Annotated in this window: 17 protein-coding genes; 10 read left to right on the top strand and 7 right to left on the bottom strand. The window is 71.1% G+C overall.

Features of this window, described 5'->3' with window-relative positions; all coding sequences use genetic code 11:
• The first annotated feature begins 32 nt into the window (after positions 1–32).
• The 4 genes from IT184_10060 to IT184_10075 are packed head-to-tail and all read left to right on the top strand — an operon-like array spanning position 33 to position 5,569.
• Positions 33–740 carry an ABC transporter ATP-binding protein gene (locus IT184_10060; protein MCC7009150.1) on the top strand — a complete coding sequence of 236 codons (708 nt, stop codon included), beginning with the start codon at positions 33–35 and terminating at the stop codon, positions 738–740.
• Complete coding sequence (locus tag IT184_10065; GenBank protein MCC7009151.1) at positions 737–3,292, top strand: FtsX-like permease family protein; 2,556 nt, start codon at positions 737–739, stop codon at positions 3,290–3,292. Before IT184_10060 ends, IT184_10065 begins: the two co-directional genes overlap by 4 nt.
• Complete coding sequence (locus IT184_10070; protein MCC7009152.1) at positions 3,285–4,091, top strand: outer membrane lipoprotein-sorting protein; 807 nt, start codon at positions 3,285–3,287, stop codon at positions 4,089–4,091. The genes IT184_10065 and IT184_10070 overlap by 8 nt, the downstream gene beginning before the upstream one ends.
• Positions 4,088–5,569, top strand: a complete 1,482-nt coding sequence (locus IT184_10075; protein MCC7009153.1) for a hypothetical protein — start codon at positions 4,088–4,090, stop codon at positions 5,567–5,569. Before IT184_10070 ends, IT184_10075 begins: the two co-directional genes overlap by 4 nt.
• A 61-nt stretch (positions 5,570–5,630) precedes the next feature.
• Here the strand turns inward: IT184_10075 and IT184_10080 are convergent, their stop codons facing one another.
• Complete coding sequence (locus IT184_10080) at positions 5,631–6,146, bottom strand: histidine phosphatase family protein (protein ID MCC7009154.1); 516 nt, start codon at positions 6,144–6,146, stop codon at positions 5,631–5,633.
• The gene (locus IT184_10085; protein ID MCC7009155.1) at positions 6,130–7,062 is read right to left on the bottom strand and encodes a CHAD domain-containing protein; all 933 of its coding nucleotides are present in this window, start codon (positions 7,060–7,062) and stop codon (positions 6,130–6,132) included. Before IT184_10085 ends, IT184_10080 begins: the two co-directional genes overlap by 17 nt.
• 153 nt (positions 7,063–7,215) lie before the next feature.
• Between IT184_10085 and IT184_10090 the strand changes: the two genes are divergently transcribed.
• From IT184_10090 to IT184_10110, 5 genes are all read left to right on the top strand, one after another.
• Positions 7,216–8,013 carry a phosphate ABC transporter ATP-binding protein gene (locus IT184_10090; GenBank protein ID MCC7009156.1) on the top strand — a complete coding sequence of 266 codons (798 nt, stop codon included), beginning with the start codon at positions 7,216–7,218 and terminating at the stop codon, positions 8,011–8,013.
• On the top strand, positions 8,013–8,690 hold the full coding sequence (gene phoU / locus IT184_10095; GenBank protein ID MCC7009157.1) for a phosphate signaling complex protein PhoU: 678 nt from the start codon (positions 8,013–8,015) through the stop codon (positions 8,688–8,690). The genes IT184_10090 and phoU overlap by 1 nt, the downstream gene beginning before the upstream one ends.
• An 81-nt stretch (positions 8,691–8,771) precedes the next feature.
• The gene (gene yacG, locus IT184_10100) at positions 8,772–8,987 is read left to right on the top strand and encodes a DNA gyrase inhibitor YacG (protein ID MCC7009158.1); all 216 of its coding nucleotides are present in this window, start codon (positions 8,772–8,774) and stop codon (positions 8,985–8,987) included.
• Positions 8,988–9,036: 49 nt separating this feature from the next.
• Positions 9,037–10,314 carry a citrate synthase gene (locus IT184_10105; protein MCC7009159.1) on the top strand — a complete coding sequence of 426 codons (1,278 nt, stop codon included), beginning with the start codon at positions 9,037–9,039 and terminating at the stop codon, positions 10,312–10,314.
• 4 nt (positions 10,315–10,318) lie between these two features.
• Entirely contained in the window at positions 10,319–11,230 is a 912-nt protein-coding gene (locus tag IT184_10110) for a M28 family peptidase (GenBank protein MCC7009160.1), read from the top strand.
• 39 nt (positions 11,231–11,269) lie between these two features.
• On the opposite strand, the gene IT184_10115 is transcribed toward IT184_10110, so the two are convergent.
• From IT184_10115 to IT184_10125, 3 genes are read right to left on the bottom strand one after another with little or no spacing between them, the layout of a single operon-like run.
• On the bottom strand, positions 11,270–11,566 hold the full coding sequence (locus tag IT184_10115) for a hypothetical protein (protein MCC7009161.1): 297 nt from the start codon (positions 11,564–11,566) through the stop codon (positions 11,270–11,272).
• 1 nt (position 11,567) lies between these two features.
• Positions 11,568–13,184 carry a SpoIIE family protein phosphatase gene (locus IT184_10120; protein ID MCC7009162.1) on the bottom strand — a complete coding sequence of 539 codons (1,617 nt, stop codon included), beginning with the start codon at positions 13,182–13,184 and terminating at the stop codon, positions 11,568–11,570.
• Positions 13,185–13,214: 30 nt separating this feature from the next.
• Entirely contained in the window at positions 13,215–13,490 is a 276-nt protein-coding gene (locus tag IT184_10125; GenBank protein MCC7009163.1) for a hypothetical protein, read from the bottom strand.
• A gap of 86 nt (positions 13,491–13,576) precedes the next feature.
• On the opposite strand from IT184_10125, the gene IT184_10130 reads away from it, so the two are divergent.
• Positions 13,577–14,227: a rhomboid family intramembrane serine protease gene (locus IT184_10130; GenBank protein MCC7009164.1), complete on the top strand. Its 651-nt coding sequence runs from the start codon at positions 13,577–13,579 to the stop codon at positions 14,225–14,227.
• 27 nt (positions 14,228–14,254) lie between these two features.
• Here the strand turns inward: IT184_10130 and IT184_10135 are convergent, their stop codons facing one another.
• Together IT184_10135 and IT184_10140 are read right to left on the bottom strand one after the other, a co-directional pair.
• The gene (locus tag IT184_10135; GenBank protein ID MCC7009165.1) at positions 14,255–15,247 is read right to left on the bottom strand and encodes a hypothetical protein; all 993 of its coding nucleotides are present in this window, start codon (positions 15,245–15,247) and stop codon (positions 14,255–14,257) included.
• 9 nt (positions 15,248–15,256) lie between these two features.
• Positions 15,257–17,758 carry a tetratricopeptide repeat protein gene (locus IT184_10140; GenBank protein MCC7009166.1) on the bottom strand — a complete coding sequence of 834 codons (2,502 nt, stop codon included), beginning with the start codon at positions 17,756–17,758 and terminating at the stop codon, positions 15,257–15,259.
• Positions 17,759–17,761 lie beyond the last annotated feature (3 nt).

Here is a 17,761-nt window from a genome sequence, read left to right on the forward strand (position 1 = left end):
CCCGCGGCGCGCGAGCCGATAGTTCCGGGGAGATGGTCCGGCTCGAGCAGGTCACCCGGCAATTCGGCGGCACGACCGGCGTCAAGGCCCTGGACGCCGTCACCCTGACGATCGCGCGCGGGGAGATGACGTCAATCGTCGGCCCGTCCGGGTCGGGCAAGTCGACGCTGCTCAACCTGATCGCCGCGCTCGATCGGCCGACCGCCGGCTCGGTCTGCCTCGACGGCATCGCCCTCGCGGATCTCGCCGATGATGCCCTGACCCGCGTCCGCCGCGACAAAGTCGGCATCGTCTTCCAGTTCTTCAACCTGCTGCCCAGCCTCACCGCCGTGCAGAACGTCGCACTGCCGCTCCATCTGCGGGGATGGTCGCGCGGCCAGGCTGCAGCCCGCGCGCGCGAGCTGCTGTCGCGCGTCGGGCTCGACGACCGCCGGTTCCATCGGCCCGACGAGCTGTCGGGCGGCCAGCGCCAGCGCGTCGCCATCGCGCGAGCGCTCTCGATCGATCCGCCGCTGCTCTTGGCCGACGAGCCGACGGGAAACCTCGACACGAGGACGGGAGCGGACATCCTCGCCCTGCTCCACGACCTGCACGCGCGGACGCGATGCACCGTCGTGATCGTCACGCACGACGACCACGTCGCGCGGTGCTGCGATCGGATGGTCACGCTGCGCGACGGCCGCGTCGTCGACGACGCGTGGCTCGCTCGATCGGCTGCACGCCTGCTGGCGGCGCGATGACGCTGCTCGCCCTGATCTCGTGGCCCTACCTCCGCCGGCACGTCCTGCGGACCGTCGTGACGATGGCCGGCATCGCGCTCGGCGTCGCGGTCTTCCTCGGGATGCACGCGGCCAACGACGCCGTCCTGCGCGGGTTCTCGCAGACCGTGGATCGCATCGCCGGCAGGACCGAGCTCCAGGTCTCGGCCGGCGAGACGGGATTCGGAGAGGACGTGCTCGACGCCGTCCAATCCGCGTCGACGGTACGAGTCGCCGTGCCGGTGATCGAGGTCGTGGCCGACACGCCGTTCGAGGCGGAAGGCAGCCTCCTCGTGCTCGGCGTCGACATGACCGGCGACCGGAGCCTTCGCGACTACGACCTCGAGGAGACCGGCGACACGCTGCTCGACGATCCGCTGATCTTCCTGGCCCAGCCGGACTCGCTGATCGTGTCGAAGGAATTCGCGGCCCGGCACGCGCTCGGGCTCGGCAGCCGGCTGCCGCTCGGCACGAGCGAAGGGCTCCGCACCTTCACCGTCCGCGGCGTCGTGCGATCGCCGGATCTGGCGAAGGCGTTCGGCGGCAACGTCGCCGTCATGGACATCTACGCGGCGCAGCGGATGTTCGGGCGCGGGCGCACGTTCGATCGGATCGACATCGGCGTGCGCGAGGGCGTCTCGATCGCCGAGTGCCAGCGGGAGATCCAGGCGATCGTCGGACGGGGCTTCGACGTGCAGCCGCCGTCGGCCCGCGGCCGGCAGTTCGAATCTCTTCTGGCCTCGTACTCGCTGATGGTCGGTATCTCGAGCGCCTTCGCCCTCTTCATCGGCATGTTCATCGTCTACAACGCATGCTGGGTGGCGGTCGCCGAGCGGCAGACCGAGATCGGCACGCTGCGCGCGCTCGGAGCGACGCCACAGCAGATCCGGACGATCTTCTTCGGCGAGAGCCTCGCGCTGGGCTTCGTCGGCTCGGCCGGCGGCCTGCTTCTCGGTTCGGCGATCGCGCGCGCGATCGCGGTCGGCATCGGCACGCTGCTCGGGAACGTGTACCGCCTCGGCCAGTCCGTGGAGGCCGTGACGATCAGCCCGTGGCTGCTGGCCGGCTCGTTCGCCGCCGGCGTGGCGACGAGCCTCGCCGCAGGCGCACTCCCCGCGCGCAGCGCGGCGCGGCTCGATCCGGTGCAGGCCCTGCAGAAGACGCGAGCGTATCGGCTGTCGCCGCGCCACCGAACCCTTCGCGTGGCGGGAGCCGCCGCGCTCGCGATCTTCGCGGCCCTGACGATCCGCAGTGACGCGACCGCGCGCCCGCTGTTCTACGCCGGGTACGCCGCGGTCATCGCGGCGGCGTTGCTCGTCACGCCGGTCGTCACGCTCGCGCTCGCCAGCACGCTGCGGCCGCTCGTCACGTGGCTCCGGCCCGTCGAAGGTGCGGTGGCCATCGACAGCCTGATGCAGGCCCCTCGCCGCACGGCGGCCAGCGTGGCGGCGCTGATGCTGGCCGTCGCCATCGCGCTCGCGTTCGACGGCATGGGGATCGCGAACACGCGCTCGGTGCAGGGCTGGATGGAGGCGGTGCTCAACCCGGACCTCTTCGTGACGCCGTCGCAGTCGCTCGACATGCGCACCGCGCGCTTTCCGGCCGCGATGGCCGCCGAGCTCGGCGCGGTGGAGGGCGTGGCGCGAGTGCAGACGGTGCGCAACGCGCGAATGACTTATCGGGGCGCGCCCGCCATGGTCGTCGCGCTCGAGATGGACAGCATCGCGGAGACGGTTCGCCTGCCGCCGGTTGCCGGCCGCGCCCCCGCGATGTACCGGCAGGCCGCCGCCGGAGAGGGTCTGATCCTGTCCGACACCTTCGCCCAGCTTCAGCGTCTGCGCGTCGGGGACGTGCTCGAGCTGGCGGCGCCGTACGGAACCGTTCGCCTGCCGGTCGCCGGCGTGATCGTCGACTACTCCGATCAGCAAGGCGCGATCCTGATCGATCGGCAGATCTTCGAGAGATTCTGGCGCGACGACTCGGTCAACGTCTTCCGCGTCTACACCGCACCGGCCACGGATCCGATGCAGGTCCGCGCGCGGATTCTCGAACGCTTCTCCGGCCAGCGCCGGGTGTTCGTGCTGACCAATGCGGAGCTGAAGCGCCACATCGCGGGCGTGCTCGATCAGTGGGGCTCCCTGACGACCGTGCAGGTCGCGGTCGCCGTCTTCGTGGCGGTGCTGGGCATCGTCAACACCGTCACGCTGTCGATCAGCGACCGGCGGCGGGAGCTGGGAGTGCTGCGGGCAGTTGGCGGGCTCAATGGGCAACTGCGCCAGTCGATCTGGATGGAAGCCGTGGGGATCGGGATCGTCGGTCTCGTGCTCGGCACGGCGCTCGGCGCCGTGAACCTCTTCTATCTGCTCGACGTCGCGCAGCGCGACGTCACCGGCATCCGCCTGGACTACCACTTCCCCGTCGGCACCGCGCTCGCGCTCGTGCCCGTCATCGCGCTGGCGTCGCTGGCGGCGGCCGTCTGGCCGGCCGAGTCGGCGGTCCGGGTGCCGCTCGTGGAGGCGCTGGAATATGAATGACCGTCATCGTTCCCGTTGCAGCGGCACGAGCGCGCTCGCGTGCGCGCTGGGCCTGGCCCTCGCCCTGCCGCCTGGCCCGTTCGTCGCGGCGGCCCCCGCTCCAGTCGAGGCGGCGGCGATCGTCGCAGAAGCGCAGCGGCGCACCGAGTCGAAGTCCCACCGCTACGAAGGCGTGCTGCGCTCGTTCGACGCCGGAGGCAAGGCCACGGAGAAGCGGTGGACGTACGAGCGGCTCGGATCCCACGGCGCGAGCAAGGTGGTCATCCGGTTCACGGCGCCCGCCGAAGTCAAGGGCGTCGCGCTGCTCATCGCCAACCATCCGGATCGCGCGTCCGATCAATGGATGTGGACCCCGGCCATCGAGCGCGATCGGCGGATCGCGCTGCAGGATCGATCGACGCGCTTCTTCGGCACGGACTTCACGTTCGAGGATCTCGAGGAACGCGACGTCGACCAGTTCGACTACACGCTCCAGGCCGACGCGACGATCGACGGCGCCGCCTGCTGGACCATTCAGTCGACGCCGAAGCCCGGCAAGCGGTCCCAGTACGCACGATCGATCCTGTGGATCCGCCAGGACGACTACGCCTTCGCCCGCATGGAGATGTGGAGCGGCGACGCCGTCGTCCGGCGGCTGGATTACGGGGCGTTGCGCAACGTGCAGGGAATCTGGACCGCGCACGAGCTGCGCATGGCCGACGTGCGGCGCGGCACGCGGACCGAGCTTCGACTCGACCGCGTGCAGTACGACGTGCCGCTGCGCGACACGGACTTCACGCTGGAGGCGCTCCGCCGGTGACCCGCGCCGCCGCCATCCTGATCGTCATCACGCTCGCCGCCTCCGCCGCGCGGGCGCAGTCGCCGGCAACGGCGTTCCCCGCGGCGGCGACGCTGCCGAGATCGGCGCCGGTCTTCTGGCTTCGAGACGCGGATTCCACGCGCATCCTGCTGCTGCCGGCCGGCACGCCTGTCCAGGTACTCCGGCGCGACGGCCCGTGGTACCGCGTGCGGTTCTCGACGCCGGAGGGCGATCAGCTCGGCCTGATCACGCCGTGGGACGTTCGAATCGATCCGCTCGCCGAGATGCCGGCCGCCGAGATGGTGACCGGCAGCGTCGCGTCGCGCGGATTCGTCGACCTTCAGGGCATGGCGTTCTCACACGCCGCGCCACAGGACGCGCGGCGCGCGATCGGCGATGCCCTCGTACGCCAGGAACTGTCCGCCCGGCCTGCACGGTGGCTGCAACTTGCCATGGGCCTCGATCTCCGGTCGAGCTCTCATGGACAGGTGGACGACGCGTGGACGCTCGACGTTCGCGACCGCGGCCTGCTCCGGCCTCGCGCCTCGCTCCGCCGGCTCTCGGCCGCCATCACCACTCGTCGCTTCACGCTCGATCTCGGCAAGCAGTTCATCCGCTGGGGCCGCACCGATGTGCTGAGCCCCGTCGATCGCTTCGCGCCGCGGGACTACCTGAACCTCGTGAACAGCGAGTTCATCCCAGTGATCGGCGCGCGGCTCGCGCTGCACGCCGCGGGCGAGACGGTCGAGCTGGTCTGGCTGCCGGAGATGACGCCCAGCCGCCTGCCGCTCCTCGATCAGCGCTGGGCGCCACAACCCTTGACCGCCGGCGGCGCGATGCTCCAAGAAACCGCGATCTCGTTCCCCACCGACCCCCAGCTCGGCGCGCGGTGGAGCCACTCCGGCCGGTTCGAAGCCGGCGTGTCGTACTTCGACGGGGTCAGCCATTTACCCGAGTTCCAGGCCACGCCGGACCTGGATCGGAACACGTTGGCGTTGTCTCGCACGTTCCCGCGCGTGCGATCGTACGGCGGCGAGATCGCCGTGCCGACTCGAGCGCTGACGCTGAAGGGCGAGGCCGCGTACTTCACGTCGCCGGCCGCCGCGAGCGACGACTACGTCCTCTACGTCGTCGAAGTCGAGCGCCAGGTCGGCGAATGGCTGATCGACGCCGGCTACGCCGGCGAGATCGTCACGACGCCGCGCGCCGGCGCCGCCTTCGCGGCCGAGCGCGGCATGGCGCGGTCGGTCATCGGTCGTGTTGCGTACACGATCAGCCCCACCCGCACGGTGCAGGTCGAAGGCGCCGCGCGGCAGAGCGGGCACGGTACGTATCTCAAAGGCGAGTACAGCCAGACACTCGGGCGCCACTGGCGCCTGACGTTGGCGGCCGCCGGCCTCGGCGGACGCGACGATGACTTCCTCGGGCAGTACAGCCGGAACTCGCACGCATCGGCCACACTACGGCTGAGCTACTGAGCGGGCCGGCCGCACGACGCAGCGCTCGGATTCCGAGTCCAGCGCACGATTCAGAAGGTCCCTAGCGGCCGCGCCGTCCCAACGCCCGAAGCATCTTCGGCGTCGCGAACCAGATCAGCGTGCCGCGTCCGGCCGCCGGTGGCCAGACCGGGGTGTCGACTCGACAGATGCCGCCCTTCTTGAACGGCAGCGGCTCGCGCGCGCCGAGCAGCCAGGCGGCCAGCTCGCCCATGCCGGGCTCGTGCCCCACCAAGGCGACGCCGGTCGCGTCGAGGCTGCCGGCCGCGCGCGCGACGTCGGCTGGCGCGTGGTCTGGCTCCAGCACGTCGACCTCGAGCAGCGTCGGTTTCGGCGACAGCCCGCGGACGAGCAGCGCCGCGGTCGACGCGGCACGAGCGTACGGGCTCGTCGCGACGAGGTCGATCGCCGGGTTCAGCGTCCGCAGCCCGGCGACGATCGCGCGCATCCGCGCGGCGCCCGCGGCCGTGAGCGGGCGCGCGCTGTCGTCGGGCCAGCGTTCGCTCCGCTCGTGGGCGATCGCGTGGCGGACGAGATACAGGCTACGCTCGGCGGGCATCGGCGACGGCGTGCAGCGTGGTCCTGGCCATACGCGTGGAACGTGGCGCCCGGCCATCGCCAGCCTGCCGTACGCGGATCGCGCTGACGGCAAGCGACGGGAGTCCTGCGAGAAGCTCGGCGTGCAGCGTCCGGCACTCCTCCTCGATCGTCTCAGCCGACATCGCACGATGCCGGCGCGATGGCCGGCTCGGCCGCCGGCCGGCGCGCGTCGACAAGGCGGCGGCCAGCACGTGGCGGTCGTGCCAGCGTCCGAGTTGCTGCTGGGTCTCTCGCAGCGTTTCTCGAAGCCCGATCAGATCCGGCGCGGCGGGCTCCAGCTCGAGCGAGTAGCGCAGCTTCTTCACCGCGATCCTCAACCGGTGCAACCGGACCGGATCGTAGTCCGCCCCGCACGCGATCACTGCCGAGGCCACGGCGGCCGCGCGCTTCGACGTGCGGCGGGCGAGCACGGCGCTCCATGCCGGCCCTCTACGGCGACGGCTCTCCGCAGCCAACCGGCGGCACGCCTCGGCGCACGCCTCCGCATCGGCGCGCGCGAGCACCCGCGCCAGGCGTTCGCGCGCGCTCGCGCGCTTCGCCTCGAGGGCGCGCCGCCACCGCATCACGTCGCGATCGGCCCATCGATGCCGTTCCTGCGCCGCCGCCAGTTCCTCCAGCATCACGTCGAGCTCCCGCACGTCGCCCAGCGCGCGCGTCAGCCGGCGGATGCGCCGGCGCAACCGCTTCGCCCCCGACACGTCACCGGCGGCCAGCACCGCCAACACCTCCCGCAGCCGCCGCGACGCCACCCTCATGCGGTGCACGTCCCGCACGCGGCCGTTCAGGACGCCGTCGGCGCGGCGGGCGATTTCGAGACTCTGCTCGACGGCCGCGCGCCCGAGCGCGCGCGAGAGCGTGGACGACGAGATCGACATCGGCAGATCCGTTCCCTCGATGTTACAGGCTTCGAACGCGAGGGCTCACCCGTTTGCGTCGTTACACGGAATTTACACCGCGGACATCGGCGCGAAATCGCCGGCCGTCAAAGTGGAGTCATGCCCGCGGTGACGCCCCGGCCCCTCGCGGTCATGCCACACGCCTCGGCGTCACCCGCCCCCGCGCCGCCGTCACCCGTCAAGATCCAGGCCGATCGGCTGAGCTTCTACTACGGCGCGAAGCGGGCGCTGACCGACATCTCGATCGACATCCGCGGCCACGTCGTGACCGCGCTGATCGGACCGTCGGGATGCGGCAAGAGCACGTTCCTGCGGACGCTCAACCGCATGAACGACATCGTGCCGGGCGCCCGCGTCGAGGGCCGGCTGACGATCGACGGCGCCGACGTCTACGCCAAGGGCACCGACGTCGTCGCGCTGCGCCGCCGCGTCGGCATGGTGTTCCAGAAGTCCAACCCGTTTCCGAAGTCGATCTTCGAGAACGTCGCGTACGGCCTGCGCGTCAACGGGTTGTTCGCCGACCGGCGCGACCTCGACGAGCAGGTCGAACAGAGCCTGCGCGCCGCGGCGCTCTGGGACGAGGTCAAGGACCGGCTGCACGACTCGGCGCTGGCGCTCTCGGGCGGCCAGCAGCAGCGCCTCTGCATCGCGCGCGCGCTGGCCGTCCGGCCCGAGGTGCTGCTGATGGACGAGCCGGCGTCGGCCCTCGATCCGATCGCCACGCAACGCATCGAGGAGCTCGTCTACGAGCTGAAGCGCCAGTACACCATCGTCATCGTCACGCACAACATGCAGCAGGCGGCGCGCGTCTCCGATGCGACGGCGTTCTTCTGGCTCGGCGAGCTGGTCGAGTTCGGGCCGACGGATCAGATCTTCACGAATCCAGGCCGGCCGTTGACCGAGGACTACGTGACGGGAAGGTTCGGCTGATGGAGACCGAGCGGCACGTCCGGCACTTTCAGGAAGAGCTCGAGGTCCTCAAGGCGAGGCTACTCGAGATGGGAGGGCTGGCCGAGGCGCACGTCCGGACCGCCATGCAGGCGCTCATCGATCGCGACGTGCCGGCCATCGACCAGGTGCTCGCGAGCGACGCCGAGATCAACCAACTGCACATCGAGATCGACGATCGCTGCGTCAAGCTGCTCGCGCTGCACCAGCCGATGGCCGTGGACCTGCGCGCCATCGTCGCCGCCGTGAAGATCAACAGCGATCTCGAGCGCGTCGGCGATCTCGCGGTCAACATCGCCGAGGCGGCGTCGCGCTACCTGCAGCACCCGCCGGTCAAGGAACTGATCGACATCCCGCGGATGGCGCTCATCGCCCAGACCATGCTCCGCGACGCGCTCGACGCCTTCGTGCGCCGCGACACGGCGCTCGCCCAGTCCGTGCTCGACAGCGACGACGCGCTCGACACGCTGAAGATGCTCGTCTTTCGCGAGCTGCTCCGCCACATGCTGCGGGACCCGTCCACGATCGAGCCCGGCCTCGACCTCGTGCTCATCTCGCGTCACCTCGAGCGGATCGGCGATCACGCGACCAACATCGCAGAGGACGTCATCTTCATGGTGTCGGCGCGCGACGTGCGGCACCATCGCGGCGACGCCTGACCGGCCGGCCCCGCGGCCACCGCGGTCGCGGCCGCGCGAATCGTGTTCGGGCGCCGCGCGAGATCCCATACAATGAGCGGAATGCCCGACGCTCCGCTGTGCGCGTACTGTCGCCGGCGGCCCGTAGCGGATCCCGTTCGGCCGTTCTGCAGCGAGCGCTGCAAGATGGCCGACCTGGGCCGCTGGCTGGCGGGCGACTACCGGCTCCCGGCCGGCGCCGACGACGATCTCGAGGCCGAACCGGGCGACTCTCACGACGGAGCACGACCGGAGGACGGTCCCCGCCCTCGCCGATGACGCGGGTCCGCCGGCGCGCTCCCTGGCCCGCGGGCACACTGCCACTCCCATGTCCGATTCGCTGACGATCACCGACAACCGCACCGGCAAGCAGTACGAGGTGCCCATCGAGCACGGCGCGATCCGCGCGATGGATCTCCGCAAGATCCGGACGTCCGACGACGACTTCGGATTGATGACGTACGACCCCGCCTTCCAGAACACCGCGGCCTGCAAGAGCCGGATCACGTTCATCGACGGCGACAAGGGCATCCTCCGCTATCGCGGCTACCCGATCGAGCAGCTCGCCGCCCAGAGCACGTTCCTCGAGACGGCGTACCTGCTGCTCAACGGCGAGCTGCCGACCCGATCGCAGCTCGAGACGTGGACGGCCGAGATCGCGCGGCACCGGCGTCTGCCCGCGAACGTCAAGTCGATTCTCGAGGGGTTCCACCTCGACGCCCACGCGATGGGCGTCTTCCTCGCCACGGTGGGCGCGCTCTCGACCGACTACCCCGACGCGAAGCAGATTCACGACAAGGCCCAGCGTGGTCTCCAGATCCGGCGGCTGATCGCGAAGGCCCCGAGCATCGGTGCGCACGTCTACCGCCACAGCCGTGGCTTGCCGTACATCGACACCGACGACGGCCTCGGCTACACGGCGAACTTCCTGCACATGCTGTTCAAGAAGGACGGACAGCCGTACCGGCCGGAGCCGGTGTTCGAGCGGGCCCTCGAGGTGCTGTTCATCCTGCACGCGGACCACGAGCAGAACTGCAGCACGCATGCGATGCGCGGCATCGGCAGCTCGCACGCGGATCCGTTCTCCGCGCTCGCCGGCGCGGCGGCGGCGCTCTACGGCCCGCTGCACGGCGGCGCCAACGAGGCCGTGCTCCTGATGCTGGAGGAGATCGGATCCGTGAAGAACGTGCCCGGGTTCATCGCCGGCGTCAAGCGCGGCGAGGGCCGGCTCATGGGCTTCGGCCACCGCGTCTACAAGTCCTACGACCCGCGCGCGCGCATCGTCAAGCAGACGGCCGACGCGGTGTTCGAAGTGACCGGCCGCAATCCGCTGCTCGACATCGCGCTCGAGCTGGAGCGGATTGCCCTCGAGGACGACTACTTCATCTCGCGCAAGCTCTACCCGAACGTCGACTTCTACTCCGGCCTGATCTACCAGGCCATGGGCTTCCCGGTGGAGATGTTCCCGGTGCTCTTCGCCATCCCGCGCACCGCCGGCTGGCTCGCGCAGTGGGACGAGATGCTGAGCGACGCGGAGCAGAAGATCGCGCGGCCGCGGCAGATCTACCTCGGCGAGGATCTCCGGGACGTGCCGGACCGGCCGTAGCGTCATGAGGCCGGGGTTCCTGTCCCGCCCACCGGGCAGCCGGCGGGTCCTGGCGGTACTTCTGGCGTTCGTCACGGCCGCCACGGTCATCGGGCAGGGCCCGGCTGGCTTCGACAGCGCGAGAGCCTGGGAGCACCTGACACAGCTCGTCGCGATCGGGCCCCGCCCGGCGGGCTCACCGCAGATCCGCCAGACGCGCGCCTACCTCACGCGGCAGCTTCGCGCCATGGGGCTCGTCGTCCAGGAGCAGCCGTTCATCGCGACGACGCCGCTCGGCCGCGTCGAGATGATCAACCTGATCGTCCGCCTGCCCGGACGCCGGCCGGATCGCGTGCTCTTCACCGGGCACTACGACACGAAGCTCCTTCGCGATCAGGTGTTCGTCGGCGCGAGCGACGGCGGCTCGAGCGCGGCGTTCCTGCTCGAGCTCGCGCGCGTGCTGGCCAGCCGTCCGCGGGAGCTCACCTACGATCTGGTGTGGTTCGACGGCGAGGAAGCCGTGATCGAATGGCAGGGCAACGACCACACGTACGGCAGCCGGTACTACGTGGAGGCGGAGAAGCGTGCGGGGGGCCTGACGTCCATCCGCGCGATGATCCTCGTGGACATGATCGGCGACCGGAACCTGACGATTCGCCGCGACGGGTTCTCGACGCCGTGGCTCACCGACGTGATCTGGGCCGCCGCCGGCCGGTTGGGACACGGAGGCGTCTTCGTCCAGGAAGAGACGCGCGTGGAGGACGACCACCTGCCGTTCCTCGGCGCCGGCGTCCCGTCGGTGGACATCATCGATCTCGACTATCCCGCCTGGCACACCGCCGACGACAACCTCTCGAACGTCAGCGCGCGGAGCCTGCAGATCGTCGGCGACGTGCTGCTCGCGGCGATTCCGGAGATCGAGCGGCGGCTGCAATAGGCCGCACCGGGCGCACTCGCCCCGGCCGACGGCGTTCGCTCACGTCACGCGGCGCGCCGCCGCGTCGCGCGGCCGGCGCGCACGATCCGTCAACGCCACCGTGGCCCACCCGCAGCCCACGATCACGACGGTCCACAGCGACGACGCGATGACGCCGTCGCGCGCGGCCCTGGCCATGACGTCGGCCATCGCGGCCGGCGACGTGCGCCCGAGCTCCGCCTCCGCCTGCAGTTGCAGGTAGTAGCGCGCGCCGCGCGAGACGTACAGGTCGAAGAAACCGTTCCAGACGGCGAACCCGATCGCGAGCCAGCCGACGAAGAGCAGGCGGCGGGTCACCTCATGTCCCGTGAGGGCCCAGATAGCGGATCACCATCACGGTGATGTCGTCGCTCTGCGCGGCGCCCTTCGTGAACGACCGCACGGCGCCGACGATCTCGTCGACGACGGCCTGGGCCGATTGGCCCGCCGTCCGCTGGGCGACCTCGATGAGCCGCGGTTCGCCGAAGTCCTCGCCCGCGCTGTTGAAGGCCTCCGACACGCCGTCGCTGAAGAGCACCACCACGTCGCCGGAATCGAGCCGCGTCTCTTCCTGCGCGTACGGCGCGGCCTCCAGCAGACCCACGACGGGCCCGCCCGCGCCGAGGCGGCGCAGGCCAGCCTTGCCGAGCACGAGCGCCGGGTTGTGGCCGGCATTGCAGTACGTCAGCTCGCCGCCGGGGCTCAGGATCCCGAACAGCAGCGTGACGAACCGCGCTTCGACGCCGCGCCGGCACAAAGCCTTGTTGAATCGCGTGATCGCCGCCGCCGGCCCCTCGGTCTCGGCCATGCCGGCGAACATGCCCTGCATCATGGCGCTCATGAGCGCGGCGGGCGGCCCCTTGCCGGCCACGTCGCCCAGCGTGAACCCGAACGACGTGTTCGGCTCGTCGAGGTAGTCGAAGAAGTCGCCGCCGATCGAGCGGCACGGCACGCTCGCCGCGGCCGCCTCGACGAAACCGAGGCTGGCCCTGGGCTTCGGCAGGAGCGCCTGCTGGATCTCGGCCGCGATCCGCATCTCCTGTTCCAGCCGCGCCTTCTCGAGCTTGTCCCGGTACAGGCGCGCGTTCTCGATCGCGACCGACGCCTCGGCGGCCAGCGTCTCGAGCGCCGCGCGCGTCGCCTCGGAGAGCAGCGTGCCGCGCTCGCGGCTGTCCAGGTACAGGACGCCGATCCGGCGGTCCTCGCCCTTCGCCTCCGCCGACTCGACGTACTGCACGAAGTTCAGCGGCACGCAGACCACGTGCCGGATGCCGAGCGCCACCGTGCCCATGTGGACGTCCGCGACGCCGGTGTCGAACAGGTCGGCGACGACGCGCGTCTTCCCGCTGCGGAACGCGTCCTCGGGCACCTTGCGGCTGACCGCGAACGTGCTGTCGGTGAGCGTCTGCTTGTCGCGGCCGCGCGCGAGCTTGAACTCAAGCACGCCCTCGGGATTCGACAGCATGATGAACGCCCGCTCGCCGCCCGACAGGTCGATCGCCGCGTCCAGCACCAGCGCGAGCACGTCCTGCAGGACGCGGCCGGACCCGAGCGCCCTGAAGCCCTCGAGCAGCGAGGTGATCTGTCGCAGGTCGTCGCGCGCCGCGGTCGTCCGGCTCGTGGAGATGACGTCGGAGTCGGCGGTCACGAACACGAGGTCGGCGCCGCCGCCGCGGCCGAGGCGGATCCGGTCGCCGGGCCGGAGCGGCGACTCGGTGATGCGGTCCCCGTTGACGAACGTCCCGTACCGCGATTCCCGATCGCGGATGATGATGACGCCGCCGTCGTTCGTGATCTGCGCGTGCTCGCGCGACACCTCGCTGCCGCCAAGCCGCACGTCGTTCGTCTCGCGCCGGCCGATCGTGAAAGGGAAATGGTCGATCGCGACGTCACGATCGCCGAGGCTGTCGCTGACGTGGAGTCGGGGATGGGCCATGCGGGCGGGCAAAGTCTACACGAACCCGCGTCAGCGGCGACCACGCCACCACAGGAGGCCGCCGCCGAGGAGCGCCGCCGCCGCGCCCGCCAGGCCGCCGATCTGCTCGGGCGACTCGAACGGTTGGCTCGCGCCGAACGCCGCCAACCCGGCCGCCGCGACGCCGGCCGCCGCGATCCCTGCCCATGACGTTCTCCGCCTCGCCGCCTGGGGATGCTTGGCCACGGGCGTGGACGTCGGCGCGCCGCACCGATAACAGATGATGGCCTTGTCGGCGATCGTCGCTCCGCACGTTCCGCACGTCATCCGATGATCTGTACCACGGACGCGAGCGGCGCCGCACCGGGCGTGTAGACTGGCGGGCGTCAGCCGGCGCCCCGTTCCGCCCGTCGATGCTCCCGATTCGCGACGTCATCCCGTCCCGCACCGCGCCGTGGCTCACGCTCGTGCTGATCGCGGCGCACGCCGCGGTGTTCGCCGCCACCGCGCTCGCGGCGCGCGACACGTTCGCCGGCATCGCCGTGGAGTACGGCTTGACGCCGGACCACGCCGGTCTTCTCACGGCCACGACCTCGATGTTCCTGCACGAGAACCTGGTCCACCTCGCCGGCAACCTGCTCGCCCTCTGGGTGCTGGGCGAAACGGTCGAAGACCGTCTCGGCCGCGGCCGCTATCTGCTCCTGTACGTGGTCGCCGGTTACGCCGCCGCGCTCGCGGAGGTCTGGGCCGCGCCGCGCATGGCGACGCCGCTCCTCAACGCCAGCGGGCCAATCGCCGGCGTCATCGGCGCCCATCTCGCGCTCTTTCCGAAGGCACGCCTGCTGGTGCTCTTCCCGTTCGACCTGGTCGAGGCGCCAGCCGCCGCCTTCATCGCGTGCTGGTTCGTGCTGCAGGTCGCGGGGGGGCTGGGGCGCCTGGCCTCGCCGGGCAGCGGCGACGTCGTCCTGTGGGCGCCGCTCGCGGGGTGCCTGGCGGGGCTGATGCTCGGCAGGGTGCTGCGCCGGCCGGAACGGATGACGATCGACTGGCTAGACCGCGCGTGAGCGGATCAGCCAGAGGCACGGCGGGCGTCACCGCGGCGCGGGCGTCTTGCTTCGAACCTCTCTCGACACCCTGGCCAGCTCCGTGAGGAGCTGCTCGAGCTGCTTGTCGAATTCCTCTGCCGGCATCGTGTCCTTGCGCCGCCGGAGGTCGTCCACCTGCTCGGTCAACTGCTGCTGCCGGACGAGCAGCCGCTGTAGCTCGGGATCGGAGGAGGTCGGCACGGCAACGCCGTCGAGGTAGGTGAGCGCGGCGATGCGGCCGTCGGGCCCTTGCTCGGCCGCGAGCCGCCCCTTGCCATCGCCGTCGTCATCGATCATCGCGGTCTCGGTCGCCATCGTGCCGCTCTGCTCGTAGTGCTGCGTGACGACGCGCGACGCGAACGTGAACGCCTCGAGCAGCGAGATGCGGCCGTTCTTGTCGGCGTCGGCGGTCGCGTCCGAGAACGCCTGGATGAACCCTTCCGGGAAGACGGTGTGGTACCGCTGCGCGGCCGTATTGGTCGCGGTGATGATGACCCGGCCGGGTGCCGAGAGGCCGGTGAGGTAGGGCGCACTCGCGCTGGTGGTGTCGACCAGCGCCAGGCGCCCGGGCACCGGTTTGAGCAGAGCCGCCCACTCCGCGACGCCGAGATCAGGTCCCACGAGATTGAACTTCACGTCGGCGCCCTGTCCGCTGCCGTGGCCGATGAGCACGACCACGAGCTGATCGGACGGCTTGATCGTCGCGGCGAGCTTCCCTACCGCCGCCTTCAGGCTGTCGGCCGTCGCGCGCAGCTCACCGGCCGACGGCTGCTCGGCGAGCACCACGAGGTGCGATGCGTCGTACTTGAACCGTGTCCGGAGGACCTCGACGAGCCCGTTGACCCACTTGCGGTGGAGCGTGGCGTATTGGTCCTCGCCCGACGCACCCTGGACGATCAGCACGTAGCGCTCGCCGCCCTGCGCGTGGGCGGCGCGAACTCCGGCGCCCAGCAGGAGGACGCCCGCCAGCGCCCCCGACATCAGCCGCTTCATCGTCATGATGGCCAATCAGGGCTCCGACGCCTCGAGGAGCAGGTCCTGCGCGCGCGCGAACGTCGGCGCCTGCTGCAGGGCCTCGAGCGCCTCGCGCCGCGCCTCCTGCCGGCGGCCGAGCTTCAGCAGCGCCTCGGCGGCATCGGCGTGCGCTTCCGCGAGGTTCGCCGGACCAATCGCCAGCGCAGCCTGGAACTCGCGGAGCGCGCCAGCCGCATCGCCCTTGGCGAGCAAACGCCCACCCAACCGGCTGTGCGCCACCGCGTCGAACGGATCCAGCTCGGCCACGAGCGCGAGCGCGTAGTCTTCGTTCGCGGCGTCGCCGCCGGCCGACGCCAGCGCGGCGAGACGACGCGCCGCGCCGATGTTGGTGTGATCGTAGGTGAGCAGCTCCCGCAGGAGCCGGCGCGCGCGCGCCGGATCGGTCTTCTCGACCATGCCGGCGAGCAACGCCTTGGGGCTCTCCTCGCCCATCGCCATGGGCACGAGGGCGGCGGCGCGCTCGAGCGGCTCGCGCGCACCCGTCGCGTCGCCCGATCGCAGGAGCGCACGGCCGAGCGCGAGCTGGCTCAGGAAGTTGCCGGGCGCCTTCTCGGCGCGCGCCCGCAGCGCCGCGACGTCGGTGGGCGCGACCTGGCTCGGCGGATCGGCCATCGCATCGCGGACACCCGCATAGCGCTCGTCCAGGAACGCCGCGAACGACTTCTCCACGTCGTCGACGCTTCGGCCGAAGGCTTTCGCGAACGCCTGATCGTCCTTGTCGCGATTGCCGTAGGCCTGCAGCAGCGTGCGGAGGCCCGCCTCGCCGTTGAGCGCGACGAGGTGCTCGACGAGCAGCGACGCTTCGAAATAGGCCAGCGACAGCGTCTCGGGGCGCTTGAACGCCTGCGGCAGCTTCTTGACGCCGAAGTTCTCCCCCTTCGCGAGCCGGTTGGCGAACTCGAGCGTGAGCTCGCGTCCCCAGGCCGGCTGGCGCCGGTGTTCCTCGTAGGTGGACACGCCCTCGGTGAGCCAGCGTGGCACGCGGTAGTCGGACGCCTGGAGCGTGAAGACGTGCGCCAGCTCGTGCCAGAGCGTGGCCTGCCAACTGAAGTCGCCCGGCGGTCGCGCGCGCGGCGAGTCCATCGTCACGACGCGGCCGAAGCAGGCGCCGAGCGCGCCGACGAGCCCGGGCAGGCCGAGCGTGCGCACGGCGAAGTCGTCGTGGCGCGGGAAGACCTCGACGAGCAGCGGCCCTTTCGGCGTGATGCCGTAGCGTTCGACGAACTGCCGATACGCTTCCTCGGCCAACGGGATCGCGAACACCCGCATGACGGCGGTTTCTTCCTTCGCGAACTTGAAGATGAAGTCCTCGTGGCTGACGATGTCGAACCCGTCGAGCCGGTCGAGCAGGTCGAGCAGGTTCTTCGTGAGCGGCGCGCTCTTGTCGAGATCCCACGAGGTTTCGAGCGCGGTGCGCGCGGCTGGCTCGTCGCCGGTCCGCATCAGCGCGAGCCCCAGGCTGAAGTGCGCCGCGGCATCGTCGGGATCGGCCTCGATGGCCTTGCGCGCGAGCGCCGCCGAGTCGTCGAACCGGTAGTCGTGCGCGGCCTGCTCGCTCGCCCGGCGGTAGCCGAGACCTGACGTCGGGTCGATCGCGCGGGCGCGCGCGGCCGATTCGTCGAGCGCCTCGATGCCGCGCTCCTTGTAGATCACGGCCATGCGCTCGGCCGCTTCCTCGATCGTATTCGGCTGGATGGCCGCGAGCTCGTCGAGCGCGGCGGCGGCCCCGGCCGGATCCTCGGCCTCGAGCCGCTGTTGCGCCGTCACCAGCGCGACGTCAGGGTGACCCGGCGCCTGTGCGCGCGCGGCCTCGAGCTGCTTACGCGACTCGGCTGGGTTCTCCGACGCGAGCGCACGCGCCAGCCCCAGCATCGCGGGCACCCACTGCGCGTCGATCTCGAGCGCCTTGCGATAGTTCGTCACGGCGTCGCCAGGCTGATGACGCTCGAAGAACATGTCGCCCCACTCGGTCTGGATGTCGGCGCGCGGAACGTCGGCGATGCGCTGATAGGCGTCGTTGGCGAGCAGGAACTCGCGCGTGCCGCGCGCCGCGCGCGCAAGGCGGAAGAAGTCGTCGGGCCCGGAGAACGACCGCACGGAGGCGAGCGCGTCGAGGCGACGCCGCGCTTCGGCGCGCCGGCCGGTCGCGAGATCGAGCAGCCCCAGTTCGAGTGAGGCGTCGCCGAGCGGCGCCCGTTCCGCCAACGGCGTCAGCCGGGCGCGCGCGTCCTCGTGCTTGCCTTCGAAGACCGCGACGAGCGCGAGGCCGAGCTCGCGCGCAGGCGCGTTGGCCGGCGGCACCGCCTCGGCGATCGTGCGCGCGGCGACGACGTCGCCGTGTCCGAGCGCGATCCGAACGAGGGCGACCGGATCGCTCGCCGCGCCGCGGCCTTGCGCGCCAACCGAGACCACGGCCAGCCCGATCGCCACCGACAGAAGCGCGGTCCGCCGCCAGACCGCGAGCGCTCGCACCATGGT

The organism is Acidobacteriota bacterium (genome assembly GCA_020853395.1).
GTDB lineage: Bacteria > Acidobacteriota > Vicinamibacteria > Vicinamibacterales > SCN-69-37 > JADYYY01.